Annotated in this window: 18 protein-coding genes; 1 reads left to right on the top strand and 17 read right to left on the bottom strand. The window is 59.0% G+C overall.

The window, feature by feature from the left end; all coding sequences use genetic code 11:
• Positions 1-115 precede the first annotated feature (115 nt).
• The 15 genes from ybgF to V8J63_RS07835 form a co-directional block, all read right to left on the bottom strand.
• Positions 116-955: a tol-pal system protein YbgF gene (ybgF, locus tag V8J63_RS07905; protein ID WP_024014085.1), complete on the bottom strand. Its 840-nt coding sequence runs from the start codon at positions 953-955 to the stop codon at positions 116-118.
• A 6-nt stretch (positions 956-961) separates the two neighbouring features.
• Positions 962-1,459 carry a peptidoglycan-associated lipoprotein Pal gene (gene pal / locus V8J63_RS07900; protein ID WP_003178634.1) on the bottom strand — a complete coding sequence of 166 codons (498 nt, stop codon included), beginning with the start codon at positions 1,457-1,459 and terminating at the stop codon, positions 962-964.
• Between the two features lie 52 nt (positions 1,460-1,511).
• Positions 1,512-2,792: a Tol-Pal system beta propeller repeat protein TolB gene (gene tolB / locus V8J63_RS07895; RefSeq protein WP_016773506.1), complete on the bottom strand. Its 1,281-nt coding sequence runs from the start codon at positions 2,790-2,792 to the stop codon at positions 1,512-1,514.
• Between the two features lie 17 nt (positions 2,793-2,809).
• Entirely contained in the window at positions 2,810-3,886 is a 1,077-nt protein-coding gene (tolA, locus tag V8J63_RS07890; protein WP_016773505.1) for a cell envelope integrity protein TolA, read from the bottom strand.
• On the bottom strand, positions 3,886-4,338 hold the full coding sequence (gene tolR / locus V8J63_RS07885; RefSeq protein WP_160767866.1) for a protein TolR: 453 nt from the start codon (positions 4,336-4,338) through the stop codon (positions 3,886-3,888). The genes tolA and tolR overlap by 1 nt, the downstream gene beginning before the upstream one ends.
• Before the next feature lie 23 nt (positions 4,339-4,361).
• Complete coding sequence (gene tolQ / locus V8J63_RS07880; protein ID WP_008080223.1) at positions 4,362-5,057, bottom strand: protein TolQ; 696 nt, start codon at positions 5,055-5,057, stop codon at positions 4,362-4,364.
• Positions 5,047-5,514, bottom strand: coding sequence for a tol-pal system-associated acyl-CoA thioesterase (ybgC, locus tag V8J63_RS07875; RefSeq protein ID WP_041479792.1), 468 nt, complete (start codon positions 5,512-5,514; stop codon positions 5,047-5,049). Before ybgC ends, tolQ begins: the two co-directional genes overlap by 11 nt.
• A 127-nt stretch (positions 5,515-5,641) precedes the next feature.
• Positions 5,642-6,703, bottom strand: a complete 1,062-nt coding sequence (ruvB, locus tag V8J63_RS07870; protein ID WP_024014087.1) for a Holliday junction branch migration DNA helicase RuvB — start codon at positions 6,701-6,703, stop codon at positions 5,642-5,644.
• Positions 6,704-7,312, bottom strand: a complete 609-nt coding sequence (gene ruvA / locus V8J63_RS07865) for a Holliday junction branch migration protein RuvA (RefSeq protein WP_024014088.1) — start codon at positions 7,310-7,312, stop codon at positions 6,704-6,706.
• A gap of 114 nt (positions 7,313-7,426) precedes the next feature.
• Positions 7,427-7,954, bottom strand: coding sequence for a crossover junction endodeoxyribonuclease RuvC (gene ruvC, locus V8J63_RS07860; RefSeq protein WP_016773501.1), 528 nt, complete (start codon positions 7,952-7,954; stop codon positions 7,427-7,429).
• A gap of 157 nt (positions 7,955-8,111) precedes the next feature.
• On the bottom strand, positions 8,112-8,858 hold the full coding sequence (locus V8J63_RS07855; protein WP_024014089.1) for a YebC/PmpR family DNA-binding transcriptional regulator: 747 nt from the start codon (positions 8,856-8,858) through the stop codon (positions 8,112-8,114).
• A 119-nt stretch (positions 8,859-8,977) separates the two neighbouring features.
• Positions 8,978-10,753 carry an aspartate--tRNA ligase gene (gene aspS, locus V8J63_RS07850; protein WP_024014090.1) on the bottom strand — a complete coding sequence of 592 codons (1,776 nt, stop codon included), beginning with the start codon at positions 10,751-10,753 and terminating at the stop codon, positions 8,978-8,980.
• A gap of 98 nt (positions 10,754-10,851) precedes the next feature.
• Positions 10,852-11,073, bottom strand: coding sequence for an FmdB family zinc ribbon protein (locus V8J63_RS07845; RefSeq protein WP_056787910.1), 222 nt, complete (start codon positions 11,071-11,073; stop codon positions 10,852-10,854).
• Between the two features lie 130 nt (positions 11,074-11,203).
• The gene (locus V8J63_RS07840) at positions 11,204-11,542 is read right to left on the bottom strand and encodes a ribbon-helix-helix domain-containing protein (protein ID WP_038861040.1); all 339 of its coding nucleotides are present in this window, start codon (positions 11,540-11,542) and stop codon (positions 11,204-11,206) included.
• Positions 11,543-11,723: 181 nt separating this feature from the next.
• Complete coding sequence (locus V8J63_RS07835) at positions 11,724-12,194, bottom strand: Dps family protein (RefSeq protein ID WP_016773497.1); 471 nt, start codon at positions 12,192-12,194, stop codon at positions 11,724-11,726.
• A 311-nt stretch (positions 12,195-12,505) separates the two neighbouring features.
• Here V8J63_RS07835 and V8J63_RS07830 point away from each other — a divergent pair, with 311 nt between their 5' ends.
• Positions 12,506-13,108 (top strand): cold-shock protein, encoded by a 603-nt coding sequence (locus tag V8J63_RS07830; RefSeq protein WP_016773496.1) that lies wholly within the window; start codon positions 12,506-12,508, stop codon positions 13,106-13,108.
• A 63-nt stretch (positions 13,109-13,171) separates the two neighbouring features.
• On the opposite strand, the gene V8J63_RS07825 is transcribed toward V8J63_RS07830, so the two are convergent.
• Both V8J63_RS07825 and V8J63_RS07820 read right to left on the bottom strand, forming a co-directional pair.
• Positions 13,172-13,378, bottom strand: coding sequence for a SlyX family protein (locus tag V8J63_RS07825; protein ID WP_016773495.1), 207 nt, complete (start codon positions 13,376-13,378; stop codon positions 13,172-13,174).
• Positions 13,379-13,381: 3 nt separating this feature from the next.
• The gene (locus tag V8J63_RS07820; RefSeq protein WP_125925578.1) at positions 13,382-13,807 is read right to left on the bottom strand and encodes an HIT family protein; all 426 of its coding nucleotides are present in this window, start codon (positions 13,805-13,807) and stop codon (positions 13,382-13,384) included.
• Positions 13,808-14,012 lie beyond the last annotated feature (205 nt).

Genomic DNA, 14,012 nt, shown 5'->3' with positions numbered 1-14,012 from the left:
CAGGCAATCCCGCCAACGCGTAGACCACAAGAAGCGTGTTTCAGAAAAAGGGCGTGAATTCTAACGAAAAAACCCGCGACAAGCGCGGGTTTCTTCAAAACACGGATGAACAGGCTTACATGCGCTGTAAATCACGCTGGGCCAGCTGCGCGGCGGAAGTGCCCGGATATTGGGACACCACCTGCTGCAGAATGCCTTTGACCTTGTCGGTGTGACCGAGGCGGCGCTCTACGTCAGCCAGCTTGTACAGCGAGTCCGGCACTTTGTTGTGCTTGGGATACAGCTGCGAAACCTTGGCAAAGGCCTGACCTGCACCTTGCAGATCACCCTTGGCCAGGTTCACTTCGCCCAACCAGTACTGGGCGTTGCCCGCGTATTGGCTGTTGGGGTATTTGCGCAGGAAAGCGGCGAAGGCCTGGCTGGCCTTGTCGAAATCCTTGGCTTTGATCAGGTCGAAAGCGGCATCGTAATACAGCTTTTCCTTGGCCGGATCAGCCGGTTCGCTACCCGCGGCAGGTGCCTGGGCTGCCGCAGCAGCACCCGCGCCTGCGGCAGCACCGGCGGCAGCACTTGCATCGCCACCGGCAGAAGAATTCTCGGGAGTCGCGGCTGGTGCAACGCCGGATCCTATGCGCCGATCAAGATCCTGGTATCGCTCCAGGGATTCCTGCTTCATGCGCGAAACCTGATTCTGCAGTTCTTCGATCACGCCCTGTTGGCGCGAGATCTGATCCTGCATCTGTTGCAATTGGTTGAACAGCATGCCTTGTGCCGAGGCAGGGGCCGAAGCCGCTCCCCCGGCATAGGCGCCGTTCGTACCGTAACCCGCAGGCGGATAACTGCTCCCGCTATTGTTATAACCGGAGTTGTCATCGACCACAGGAACCGCAGCCCACGCCGCAAGCGGCGCGAGGCTGAGAGCCAGAACAGTTACAGCACGACGGCACGTTCGCATATCGAATTACTTACGCAGTTCGACGCGACGGTTCTGGGCCCAGGACTGCTCGTCGTTGCCGGTAGCAACTGGACGCTCTTCGCCGTAGGAAACCAGTTCCAGCTGAGCTGGGGAAACACCTTGCAGTACCAGGTAGCGCTGAACGGCTTTCGCACGACGCTCGCCCAGTGCCATGTTGTACTCACGAGTACCACGTTCGTCGGTGTTGCCTTCCAGAACAACGCGAGCGCCGTTTGCTTTCAGGTCTTTGGCGTGAACGTCCAGAGCGCGCATGGCTTCTGGCTTCAGGTCCGAGCTGTCGTATTCGAAGTAGAAGGTGGTGATTGCGCGCAGAGCAGCTTCTTCGCTCAGGGAACCGTCAACGGCACCAGTGTTTGCGCCGTAACCAGCGTTTGGATCAACAGCGCCTTCACCGGCGTTGTCGCCGCCTTTGGACGAGCAACCTACAGCTACAGCCATGGCCAGAGCCAGCGCAGCAAATTTACCAAACTTCAGCATTTCCATCGTGAAACTCCTAATGAACCCCAGTGTGTTAAGTAAAACGTGTAGCGCCCGCTCACTTCAGGTAAGGGGACCAGGACGGTTCTCTGACTTCGCCTTGAGCGGTAGGAAGCGGGAGCCTCACGCGTCCATTAATGGACACGAGCATCAAGACTCCCCGGCCCTGTTGGCGGGTGGCGTAGATTACCATGGTGCCGTTGGGCGCAACAGTAGGTGACTCGTCCAGAGTGCTATCAGTGAGGATCTTTACACTACCCCGCTGCAGATCCTGAGCTGCCACCTTGAAATTGGTGAAGCCATCCTGACGATGGATCATCACCAAAGTCTTTTCATCAGCCGAAAGTTTCGGGTTGGCGTTGTAGTTGCCCACGAACGTCACACGCTCGGCACCACCGCCACCGACGCTGGTTTTATAGATTTGCGGCTTGCCGCCACGGTCCGAGGTGAAATAGATGGTCGAGCCATCCTTGCCCCAGAACGGTTCGGTATTGATGCCCTGGCCATTGGTTACGCGGCTGATCTGACGCGAACCGAGGTTCATTACGTAGATGTCCGGGTTACCGTCTTTCGACAGCACGAACGCCAGGCGATTGCCGTCCGGCGACCAGGCTGGCGCGCCGTTGAGGCCTTCGAAGTTGGTGATCTGCTCACGGCGACCGGTGTCGATGTTCTGCATGAAGATACGCGGACGCTTCTGCTCGAACGACACGTAGGCGATACGCTTGCCATCCGGTGCAAAACGCGGCGACAGGATCGGCTCGCGCGATTGCAGTAGAGTCACTGCGCGCGCGCCGTCGTAGTCGGAGCGTTGCAGGGTGTAGCGCGTATTCTTCTCGGAGAAACGCTCGGCCGTTACGTAAAGCAGACGCGTCGAGAAGGCACCTTCAATGCCGGTCAGCTTCTGGAACGACTGATCGGAGATGAAGTGCGCCATGTCACGGATCTGGTCGGTCGTACCGGAAACACTGCCGTCCGCCACTTTCTGCTCGGTGGCGACGTTGAACAGTGCCCACTGCACCTGCAGGCGACCGCCCGCTGGAGCGATGCTGCCGACCATCATGTACTGAGCACCCACCGCCTTCCAGTCACGGAAGATGATTTCGCTCGGCTGGCTTGGCTGGCTGATCATGTTGGCTTTCGGAATCGGCGAGTAATAGCCCGAGTTGCGCAAATCGTTGCCAATGATTTCAGCCATGTCATCCGGCAGCACGGCGCCGCCCTGCATGCCGAACGGTACGACGGCGATCGGAGTAGCCCGGTCGCTGCCGCTGGTGACCAGAATGTTCTTTTCATCTGCCGCCGCGATCCCTGCCATGCAGCAGATCACGACCAGCATTCCTCGAAGAAGGTTTCTCACAAGGCTAGATCCTCAGGTGTGAATGTCATCTTGAATGAACGATACGGAGCGAAATCGCTCGGCTTCATTCCCTGCATTTCTGTCAAACGTCCAATATTCTTCACTGCCGCGACTGCCGAAGCATCGAACGGACCGTCACCGCTGGACTTGGCCACGCTGACCGAGGTCACCGTACCGTCCGGCAACATGCCGATTTGCAGCACGACCGTCATGCCTTTGCGCGCCGAAGGAGGACGAGCCCAGCCTTCTGCTGCGCGAGCGCGAATCAGGTCATCGAAACTGCCGGCAACCTCGTCACCCTGCTCATCGGCCAGGGCCTGCTGGCGCTGCGGCGTGTCGGAAAGCAGATCTGCCAGGGCCTGGGCCTTTTTGTCTTCGGCGGATTTACGTGCCGCTTCCTGCGCTTTCTTCTTCGCAGCATCGGCAGCAGCTTTCTTCTTCGCGTCTTCGGCGACTTTCTTCTTCGCCTCTTCAGCTTCAGCTTTCTTCTTGGCGTCTTCGGCGGCTTTCTTCTTCGCGTCTTCGACGATCTTCTTCTTGGCTTCTTCGGCAGCGGCTTTCTTCGCCTCTTCCTCAGCAGCCTTCTTCGCTTCGTCTTCGGCCTTCTTCTTGGCTATATCAGCCAATTGTTTCTCTTCGGCCTTTTTCGCTTCGGCTTTCTTCGCGTCGTCGGCTTTCTTGGCTTCATCAGCCTTTTTCGCTTCGTCCGCTTTCTTCGCCTCGTCGGCCTTCTTGGCTTCCTCGGCCTTTTGAGCCGCTTCCTCTTTCTTTTGTTCCGCCGCCTTCACCGCTTCCTGCTCGATCTTTTTCTGTTCCATCTGTTCGACTTCGGTCTGGCGCGCGGCGGATTTCTTCGCCTCACCCGCAATCTTCTGATTGGTCTGGGTGGTCGCCTGACTTTTCGATTTCAGCTGGTACAGAGTCGCCTGGACGATCGGCTTGGCCGGCGGCAGTTCGGGCGTGAAGGCAAAACTGACGAACAGCATGCCGAACACCAGCACGTGCAGGACGATTGCCAGAACACTAGGCCAGAAGTAGCTTTCCGAGGCGGACGGCTCTCGCTGTTGCTGCATCAGGGGGCCTCGGTAATCAGACCAACGTTACCGACCCCGGCTTTCTGCAACCCGCCCATGGCACCCATGACGGCGCCGTAGTCGACAGTCTTGTCACCACGAATGAATACCTGGGTGCGTTTGCCGCCCTCGGTGCCGGCGCGGATGATCTTGGTCACCGCGTCGGTCATCTGTGGCAGGGTCATGGCCCTGTCCTGTTGCTTCTCGGTGTCGACTTCGCTGCCAAGGTTCCAGTAGTAGGTCTTGTCAGCCTTGATCGAAATGGTCAGGACCTGGGTGTTGTTGTCCTGCGGCAAGGCTTCGCTGGAAACCTTGGGCAGATCAACTTTCACGCCCTGATTGAGCATCGGCGCGGTCACCATGAAGATGACCAGCAGCACCAACATCACGTCGATGTAGGGCACCACGTTCATCTCGGCGACCGGCTTGCGCTTTTTGCGAGCTCGAGCGATTAAAGCCATCGGGAAATACCTGCTTATTCTTCGCTGGTGTGCACTTTGCGGTGCAGGATCGCCTGGAATTCATCGGCGAAGGTGTAGTAGCGGCCCAGCAAGGTTTCGCTGCGAGCAGCAAAACGGTTGTAAGCGATGACCGCCGGGATCGCAGCGAACAGGCCGATCGCAGTGGCGATCAGGGCTTCGGCGATACCCGGAGCAACGGTGGCGAGGGTCGCTTGCTGAGCGCTGGCCAGACCGCGGAAGGAGTTCATGATCCCCCACACGGTACCGAACAGACCGATGTACGGGCTGACCGAACCGACGGTGGCGAGGAACGGCAGGCTCTGCTCGAGCTTCTCTTCTTCGCGCGAGATGGCCACCCGCATGGCACGGGCGACACCTTCCATCACGGCTTCAGGATCGACACCTGGCTGCTGACGCAGACGGGAGAATTCCTTGAAACCGGCACGGAAGATCTGCTCCACGCCCGAGTCCGGATCAGGGTTGCTGCCGGCCTGACGGTACAGTTTGGACAGATCGATACCGGACCAGAAGCGCTCTTCGAAGCTCTCCAGGGCACGTCGACCGGCACGCAGCAAGTTGCTGCGCTGAAAGATCATGATCCATGAGGTCACCGATGCGGCCACCAGGGTCAACATTACCAACTGCACCACGATGCTGGCATTGCTGACCAGGCTCCACATGGAGGAATGGTCGACGACGTTAGCTTCCACGCTTTATCTCCTGCTTTGAGTGTGTACCCGGGCCGACCGCGTCGGCGAAGGCCGCACGCAGGTCTTCGGGAAGGGCCCGGGGTTTCAAACTGTCGGTGCGCACGCAGGCCACCAAAAACTGCCCTTCGCAGAGCAGCACATTATCCGTGGCCCGCCTGACCTGCTGCTTGAAGCGCAGGCTGGCACGGTTCAATTCGATTACATCAGCGCTTACCAGCAGTTCGTCATCCAGTCGCGCCGGCGCGTGGTAGCGCGCTTCGCTGGAATGCACGACGAACAACAGGTCCTCTCCGGCAAGCACAGATTGGGCAAAGCCCAGTTCCCGTAGCCGCTCGGTTCGAGCCCGTTCCATAAACTTGAGGTAATTAACGTAATACACGATGCCGCCCGCATCGGTGTCCTCGTAATAAACGCGACAACGATGTGCGAACGGCTCAAGCCCGTTTTGCGCGCGCATACTCTAGTGCTTACTCCTCAGGTTGCCAATCCGGCCAGACAACTGTTTTTCGTGGTTTCAAAGCTTTAACGCAAAAGTACCGTCGTCTGACAGTACAAACCCTGAATAAATCACCAGCAAATGTGTATCAATCGTCGACGGCGTCGAGAAACTCGTCTGCCACGGGCATCTCGCCCATACGTGACGGAACATTCAAACCAAAGTGCAGGTAGGCATGCCGCGTCACCACCCTGCCCCGTGGCGTGCGCATGATATAGCCCTGCTGGATCAGATACGGTTCGAGCACGTCTTCAATGGTGTGGCGTTCTTCACTGATCGCCGCCGCCAGACTGTCGATACCGACCGGGCCGCCGTCGAACTTCTCGATCATGGTCAGCAGCAGACGCCGGTCCTGATGATCGAAACCATGTTCATCGACGTCCAGCAGGTTCAGCGCCAGATCCGCCACCGCTTTGGTGATGTGGCCCTTGGCGCGTACTTCGGCAAAGTCGCGCACCCGACGCAGCAGACGGTTGGCAATTCGCGGCGTGCCACGGGCGCGACGAGCGATCTCGAACGAACCTTCCGGATCCAGCGGCAGACCGAGAATCGCCGCCGAACGACTGACGATGGTTGCCAGATCCGCCGTGCTGTAGAACTCCAGGCGCTGGACGATACCGAAGCGATCTCGCAACGGATTGGTCAGCATGCCGGCGCGGGTGGTGGCGCCGACCAGCGTGAATGGCGGCAGATCCAGTTTGATCGAACGCGCCGCCGGCCCCTCGCCAATCATGATGTCGAGCTGGAAATCTTCCATCGCCGGGTACAGCACTTCTTCAACGATCGGCGACAGACGATGGATTTCGTCGATGAACAACACGTCGTGCGGCTCAAGATTGGTCAGCAATGCGGCCAGATCACCCGGACGCTCCAGCACTGGCCCGGAGGTGCTCTTGATCGACACACCCATTTCTTGGGCAATGATGTTGGCCAGCGTGGTCTTGCCCAGCCCCGGTGGGCCGAAGATCAGGGTGTGATCGAGGGATTCACTGCGGCCACGGGCAGCCTGGATGAACAGCTCCATCTGCTCGCGCACGGTCGGCTGGCCAATGTAGTCGGCCAGACTGACCGGGCGGATGGCCCGATCCTGGACTTCTTCGCGCTCGCGCGGGCTGTGCGCGGCGGCGATCAGACGATCAGCTTCAATCACTTAAATCATTCCCTTCAGAGCGCGGCGGATCAGGTCTTCGCTGCTCAGGTTCTTGTCTTTGATCGCGGAAATCGCCTTGCTCGCTTCCTGCGGCTTGTAGCCCAGCGAGATCAACGCGCTGACCGCATCGGTCTCGGCGCTGTTGACCGGCGCCGGGCCGTCCGGCTGATTCGGCACCAGCGCGAACATCGCCGGCGAGGTTTCCCAGGCCTTGAAGCGATCTTTCAATTCCACCAGCAGACGCTCGGCGGTCTTCTTGCCAACCCCCGGCACCTTGGTCAACGCCGAAGTGTCCTGAGACTGCACGCAGCGCACCAGCTCATCGACTTCCAGGCTCGACATCAACGCCAGCGCCAGTTTCGGTCCGACCCCGTTGAGACGGATCAGCTCGCGAAAGAAGTCTCGCTCACGCTTGCCGGCAAAACCATAGAGCAATTGCGCATCTTCGCGTACGACCAAATGGGTGTGCAGGGTCAGTGGTTCACCGACCGACGGCAACCGATAAAGCGTGGTCATCGGCACTTCCACCTCATAGCCGAGGCCATTGACATCGAGAATCAGGTGCGGCGGCTGTTTCTCAGCCAGGGTGCCGCGCAAGCGTCCAATCACGTTTTGAATCCTTGAGCGCTGGCCAGCCGTGGGCTGGCGACGATTGAGGGTGGCTTGCGCGCCGGCAACCTAGGCACCGCAAAGCCACTTTCAGGAAAATTGATGCTGATGCTATCAGAGACGCAGGCGCCCGCCACGACTGCGTGCGGTTCCCAGCCCGTGCGGCAGCAGGCTTGAGCGCGTGTGCGCATGGCAAATGGCGATCGCGAGGGCGTCGGAGGCGTCGATCTGCGGCTTGCTGGTCAACTTGAGCATGTGCATGACCATCATCTGCACCTGCTCCTTATTGGCCGCACCGGTGCCGACCACGGCCTGTTTGACTTGCGTGGCGGTGTACTCGGCGATTTCCAGACACTCTTCGGCGCCGGCGACAATCGCAGCGCCGCGCGCCTGACCGAGTTTCAGCGCCGAGTCGGCGTTTTTCGCCATGAACACCTTTTCGATGCCCATGGTCACCGGTCCGTAGGTCTTGATGATTTCGCGCACGCCGCGATAGACGATTTGCAGACGTTCATGCAGCTCGCCGGAGCCGGTGCGAATGCAGCCCGAGGCCACATAGATGCAGCCGCCCCGCCCGGTATCGCGAACGATCCCGTAACCGGTGATGCGTGAACCGGGGTCGATACCAAGAATTAGAGTCATAACGCCTGCAGAAAATGATGCGAAAGCTGAGGGTACATGTAGGAGCTGCCGAAGGCTGCGATCTTTGTGTTTTTAAAAGATCAAAAGATCGCAGCCTTCGGCAGCTCCTACAGAAGAAGTGTAGAGCCAGCAAAAAACTGCGACCTTTCTATTTACATCAGCCAAGCTGAGCGGCAACGTCTTCCGGGATATCCGCGTTGGAATAGACGTTCTGCACGTCATCCAGATCCTCAAGCATGTCGATCAACTTGAGCACCTTCTCCGCACCTTCCAGATCCAGCTCGGCGCTGGTGGTTGGCTGCATGACGATTTCCGCGTCGTCGCCCTTGAACCCGGCCGCTTCCAGCGCGTTGCGCACCGCATAGAAACCGGTGAACGAGGTAAACACGTCGATCGAACCGTCTTCGTGGGTGACCACGTCATCGGCATCGGCTTCCAGCGCCGCTTCGGTCAGTGCGTCTTCATCGACACCCGGGGCGAAACTGATCTGGCCCTTGCGCTCGAACAGATAGGCCACCGAACCGTCGGTGCCGAGGTTGCCGCCACACTTGCTGAACGCATGACGCACGGCTGCGGCGGTACGGTTGCGGTTGTCGGTCATGCACTCGACCATCACCGCCACGCCGCCCGGGCCGTAACCTTCGTAGGTCAGTTCTTCAACGTTGTCCGCTTCAGTGGCGCCGGCACCGCGCGCAACGGCGCGATCGATGATGTCGCGACTCATGTTGGCGCTCAACGCCTTGTCCAGAGCCAGACGCAGACGCGGGTTGGAACCCGGATCACCGCCACCCTGACGGGCCGCAACGGTCAGTTCTCGGATCCACTTGGTGAAGATCTTGCCCCTCTTGGCATCCTGACGTTCTTTGCGGTGCTTGATGTTTGCCCACTTGGAATGACCTGCCATAACTTGCTCCGAATGCTCTTTGAAACCTTGCCCGCCCCGCCAAGGCAGCGGCCGGCAATTGAAAAATTCGACCTGAGAAAGAAAAAAGGCGCATCCGAAGATGCGCCTTCAGGCCCGTCTTACTCAGCCTTTGGCGTTTCGCGCAGGCGAATGTGCAGCTCGCGCAATGCCTTGGCATCCACTACGCCCGGAGCCTGCGTCATCACGTCGGCAGCACTCTGGGTTTTCGGGAAGGCGATCACTTCACGGATCGACTGGGCGCCGGTCATCAGCATCACCAGACGGTCCAGACCGAAAGCCAGACCACCGTGCGGCGGTGCACCGTACTTCAGCGCGTCGAGCAGGAAGCCGAACTTCTCTTCCTGTTCCGCTTCGTTGATGCCCAGCAGGCGGAATACCGCTTGCTGCATTTCCTTGCGGTGGATACGGATCGAACCGCCGCCCAGCTCGGTGCCGTTCAACACCATGTCGTACGCACGGGACAGTGCGCCGGCCGGGTTGGCTTCGAGTTCCTGCGGGGTGCACTTCGGTGCGGTGAACGGGTGGTGCAGCGCCGAGAAGCTGCCGTCGTCGTTCTCTTCGAACATCGGGAAGTCGACGACCCACATTGGCGCCCACTCGCAGGTCAGCAGCTTGAGGTCGTGACCGAGCTTGATACGCAGCGCGCCCAGGGCTTCGCTGACGATCTTGGCCTTGTCGGCACCGAAGAACACGATGTCGCCATCGACTGCGCCAACGCGATCGAGGATCACGTTGAGCTTGTCTTCAGGGATGTTCTTCACGATCGGCGATTGCAGGCCTTCAACACCGGCAGCACGCTCGTTGACCTTGATGTACGCCAGGCCCTTGGCACCGTAGATGCCGACGAACTTGGTGTAGTCGTCGATCTGCTTGCGCGGCATGCTCGCCCCGCCGGGAACGCGCAGTGCGGCGATGCGGCACTTCGGATCGTTTGCCGGACCGCTGAAGACCTTGAATTCGACTTCCTTGAGCTGGTCGGCAACGTCGACCAGTTCCAGCGGAATACGCAGGTCCGGCTTGTCCGAACCGTAGCGGCGCATGGCTTCTTCGAAGGTCATGTGCGGGAATTCGCCGAATTCCAGATCCAGCACTTCCTTGAACAGGTTGCGGATCATCTGCTCGGTCAGGCCCATGATCTCTTTTTCATCGAGGAAGCTGGTCTCGATGTCGATCTGGGTGAATTCCGGCTGACGGTCGGCACGCAGGTCTTCGTCACGGAAGCACTTGGCGATCTGGTAGTAACGGTCGAAGCCGGCCACCATCAGCAGTTGCTTGAACAGCTGCGGCGATTGCGGCAGGGCGAAGAACGAACCGGCGTGGGTACGGCTCGGCACCAGATAGTCACGCGCGCCTTCCGGAGTGGCCCGGGTCAGGATCGGCGTTTCGACGTCGAGGAAGCCGTTCTCGTCGAGGAAGCGGCGGATGCTGGTGGTCATGCGCGAGCGCAGACGCAGCTTCTCGGCCATTTCCGGACGACGCAGGTCGAGGAAGCGATAGCGCAGGCGGGTTTCCTCGCCAACGTCGGAGAACTCGTTGAGCGGGAACGGCGGGGTTTCCGACTCGTTCAGCACTTCCAGTTCATAACCGAGCACTTCGATCATGCCCGAAGCCATGTTGGCGTTGGTCGCGCCGGCCGGACGCAGACGCACCTTGCCGGTGATCTTCACGACGTATTCGCTGCGCACGCGGTCGGCGGCGGCGAAGCTCTCGGCGCGATCCGGATCGAACACCACCTGGGCCAGACCATCACGATCACGGATGTCGAGGAAAATCACCCCGCCGTGGTCGCGGCGACGGTGAACCCATCCGCAAAGGGTAATTTCCTGGCCTTCCAGGCTTTCGTTCAGTTGGCCGCAATAGTGGCTGCGCATCATGGTGTGGTTCGCTTCTCGTAATTCGAAATTCGGTGGAGATCCGGCCGCGATCAAGCAGGGCGGAAACTCACGCGTGTCGTTCGTTCAGGGTTGGAACCCTAGTCAGCTTTGTCGCCACCGGCCAGATTCTTCTTGGCTCCGGTCTTGAAGTCGGTCTCGTACCAACCGTTGCCGCTGAGGCGAAAACCCGGCATGGACAGCTGCTTCTTCAGTTCGGGCGCCTGGCAGGCAGGGCAATCGACCAACGGTGCGTCGCTGATCTTCTGAATGGCTTCCAACTGATGACCACAGGAAGCACATAGGTAATCGTACATTGGCATGGAGGTGTCTCGGCGATCAGATTGCTGCCGCGCGCAGGGCTTTGCGGCGAAAGCGCGGGATTATATCGATTAAATGCGGGCTGTGCAGCCGTAACGCTGCACAGCCCGCAACCTCGTTGCAACCGCCGTTTCAGCGCGAAACGGCGGGTGCGAGATCTTTGATCCCGTTCATGACACAAACCACCCGTACCAGCGCACTGAAATTCTTCACCCCGCCGTAACGCAGATGCACCTCGCGATCGACGTGGGATAACAGTGTGCTGACCGAACAATGATTGTCCTCGGCCATGCCGCCGAGAATATTCCAGTAGACCTGCTCCAGGCGCAGGCAGGTCGCAAAACCGTTGAGGCGAATCGATCGCGACAGCGGCCGGATCAGATTCATGTCGAACTCGCTGACAAACGGGTCGACTTTAATTACGTGCCGCGAAGCCGACATCCTGTCGCTTCGCCTGTCTCCTTCGACCATAGCGTTGACACTCCTTTGCCATGACTGCTGATTTATAAGGCAACATCCTGCGCCTTCATAAAAACCCAGTGACAAAGTTAGCGCCATACGACTTGTTGACCAGCCTCGTAGGATAAGCCAACGACAACGGTAAGAGTCTGGAGAGCATGCGGACGACCTCACGTCGTCCGCAGCGGCCGGGTCATTCCTCGAGCAGCGCGCGCAGCATCCACGCAGTTTTCTCGTGCACTTGCATGCGCTGGGTCAGCAGGTCAGCGGTCGGCTCGTCGCTGACCTTGTCCAGCAGCGGGAAAATGCCGCGCGCGGTACGGGTCACCGCTTCCTGGCCTTCGACCAATTGCTTGATCATGTCTTCGGCGCTTGGCACGCCGACCTCTTCTTTAATAGAAGAAAGACGCGCGTAGGTCGCGTAAGCACCCGGCGCCGGGAAGCCCAACGCACGGATACGCTCGGCGATCGAATCGACGGCCAGCGCCAGCTCGTTGTATTGCTCTTCGAACATCAGGTGCAGCGTGCGGAACATCGGGCCGGTGACGTTCCAGTGAAAGTTATGGGTTTTCAGATACAGCACGTAGGTGTCCGACAACAGTCGCGACAGCCCTTCGACGATGGATTTGCGGTCTTCTTCACTGATACCGATATCAATTGCCATGCTTACCCCCTAACAGTGATTGAATTCATCCAGCAGGTTCAGCCCCACTTTAGCAAGGCACGCGCCCGCTCGCAGCTATCAATCCGTGATCTGACTGCGACAAATCGACCGTTTCTCTGCCGCTGGCCGGGCTGATTTGAGTAGCCGCAGGCTTTGCTGTTAAATAGGCAGTGTGTCGCCATGCCCTATTTTCCGGGGCGTTGCGCATAGGCTGATGCCGTGTACGTGTCCACCGCCTCTTATTTTGTCCTGAAGCGAACCGTGCGCCTTCAGCTCTTCCTTGTGAGCCGTCATAACGTGAGCCAATCAAAATGTTGAAAATCGTCCACCTGCTAATGGGCGCAGCAGCCTTGCTGCTGTCGTTCATACCCAGCCTGAAAGCCGAAGCCGTTCCTTACCTGCAACAGCCCGATGCACTTTACCTGGCCTTTTTCGGCCTGCTGAACCTGGTCATCGCTCCAGTGATTCCCTACTGGAACAAAGGCCCGCGCCAGCATCTGCAAAATCTGGTCAGCGCCCTTCTGGTACTGACTGTCGTCCTGCAAACCTTGACCCTGATCGCGCCGATGCCGGTCATCGCTGGCCAGCCGGCGGTGTTGTTCAGCCTGGTGATCGCCCTGGTTGCCGTGCTGCTGCATTTGGCTGTCAGCTTCTACAAATCGTCACCGGCCGCTGCGCCGACCACCTATGACATGAGCAATCGCGATACCGGCACCGTGAAGTGGTTCAACACTTCCAAGGGTTTCGGGTTTATCTCCCGGGATTCCGGTGATGATATTTTCGTGCACTTTCGCGCCATTCGTGGCGAAGGCCACCGTGTTCTGGTCGAAGGCCAGCGCGTCGAGTTCTCGGTGATGAACCGCGACAAAGGCCTGCAAGCCGAGGACGTGATCGCCGCTCTGCCGCGTCGCTGATCCAAAGCAAAAAAACCGCGAACAGCCTGGCTATTCGCGGTTTTTTTATGCCTGCCGAATGGATTAATAATGCGGCGGTGGCGCATCTTCTTCAAAAGCACCGAACTGCCCGACCATTTCTTCGTGACGCTTGATCAGCGCCTCCATCTGCAATTGCAGGCGCTCGATGACTCTCTGCTGGGCCACCAGCACATCGTTCAAAGCCTGAATGGTGTCATCCTGAAAGGCCAGACGGCTTTCCAGATCGGTTACGCGCTCTTCAAGGCTCATGACTCAGCCCTCCACAAAGGTGAATTCTTCAGTCAGCACCAGACGCAAGCGCTCGCGAATGGCTGCTACCTGTTCCGCGCTGTACGGCTCGGCCGGGTGCCTGCCCCAGACCGGAGCCGGCCAGGCGGCATCGTCACGCTTACGCACAATGACATGCATGTGTAACTGACTGACAACGTTACCCAGGGTTGCCACGTTCAGCTTGTCGGCGTCGAACGAATCCTTGAGTAACTCGGCAAGGGTGGTGGTTTCCCGCCATAGCTGTTGCTGATCGGCGACATCCAACTGAAACAACTCGCTTATATCCTCGCGACGAGGTACCAGGATGAACCAAGGGTAATTGCTGTCGTTGGACAGCAACAGCCGGCACAACGGGAAGTCGCCGATGACCAGGGCGTCCTGTTGAAGTCGTGAATCCAAAGCAAACACTGTGAGCACTCCCGCTGATCCTATGACTCAGCTTAGCGGCGGCGCCGTGAAAGCAGCGCGCCAAGCGACAGAACGGCAGCATACCTGCGAATGCAGCGGGCTTCACGCTTCCCTCCGACAGTAATTCAGTAAGCGCGCCGACATAAGACATTTATCTCGCCGACGCACCAATACAGCCCCGGACATGAGCCTTGACGTGAAGATC

This window comes from Pseudomonas sp. CCNWLW23, assembly GCF_037095675.1.
In the GTDB taxonomy this organism is placed as follows: Bacteria; Pseudomonadota; Gammaproteobacteria; order Pseudomonadales; family Pseudomonadaceae; genus Aquipseudomonas; species Aquipseudomonas atacamensis.
This window is presented reverse-complemented; position numbering and strand designations above follow the sequence as displayed.

What these genes read in the sequence shown, in the direction of transcription:
- tolA (WP_016773505.1), bottom strand. Translation starts at nt 3,886, where the DNA reads ATGCAGCAACAGCGAGAGCCGTCCGCCTCGGAAAGCTACTTCTGGCCT.
- pal (WP_003178634.1), bottom strand. Translation starts at nt 1,459, where the DNA reads ATGGAAATGCTGAAGTTTGGTAAATTTGCTGCGCTGGCTCTGGCCATG.
- V8J63_RS07845 (WP_056787910.1), bottom strand. Translation starts at nt 11,073, where the DNA reads ATGCCAATGTACGATTACCTATGTGCTTCCTGTGGTCATCAGTTGGAA.
- V8J63_RS07855 (WP_024014089.1), bottom strand. Translation starts at nt 8,858, where the DNA reads ATGGCAGGTCATTCCAAGTGGGCAAACATCAAGCACCGCAAAGAACGT.
- V8J63_RS07830 (WP_016773496.1), top strand. Translation starts at nt 12,506, where the DNA reads ATGTTGAAAATCGTCCACCTGCTAATGGGCGCAGCAGCCTTGCTGCTG.
- ybgF (WP_024014085.1), bottom strand. Translation starts at nt 955, where the DNA reads ATGCGAACGTGCCGTCGTGCTGTAACTGTTCTGGCTCTCAGCCTCGCG.
- V8J63_RS07835 (WP_016773497.1), bottom strand. Translation starts at nt 12,194, where the DNA reads ATGGCAATTGATATCGGTATCAGTGAAGAAGACCGCAAATCCATCGTC.
- V8J63_RS07840 (WP_038861040.1), bottom strand. Translation starts at nt 11,542, where the DNA reads ATGGTCGAAGGAGACAGGCGAAGCGACAGGATGTCGGCTTCGCGGCAC.
- tolB (WP_016773506.1), bottom strand. Translation starts at nt 2,792, where the DNA reads ATGCTGGTCGTGATCTGCTGCATGGCAGGGATCGCGGCGGCAGATGAA.
- ybgC (WP_041479792.1), bottom strand. Translation starts at nt 5,514, where the DNA reads ATGCGCGCGCAAAACGGGCTTGAGCCGTTCGCACATCGTTGTCGCGTT.
- ruvC (WP_016773501.1), bottom strand. Translation starts at nt 7,954, where the DNA reads ATGACTCTAATTCTTGGTATCGACCCCGGTTCACGCATCACCGGTTAC.
- V8J63_RS07825 (WP_016773495.1), bottom strand. Translation starts at nt 13,378, where the DNA reads ATGAGCCTTGAAGAGCGCGTAACCGATCTGGAAAGCCGTCTGGCCTTT.
- aspS (WP_024014090.1), bottom strand. Translation starts at nt 10,753, where the DNA reads ATGATGCGCAGCCACTATTGCGGCCAACTGAACGAAAGCCTGGAAGGC.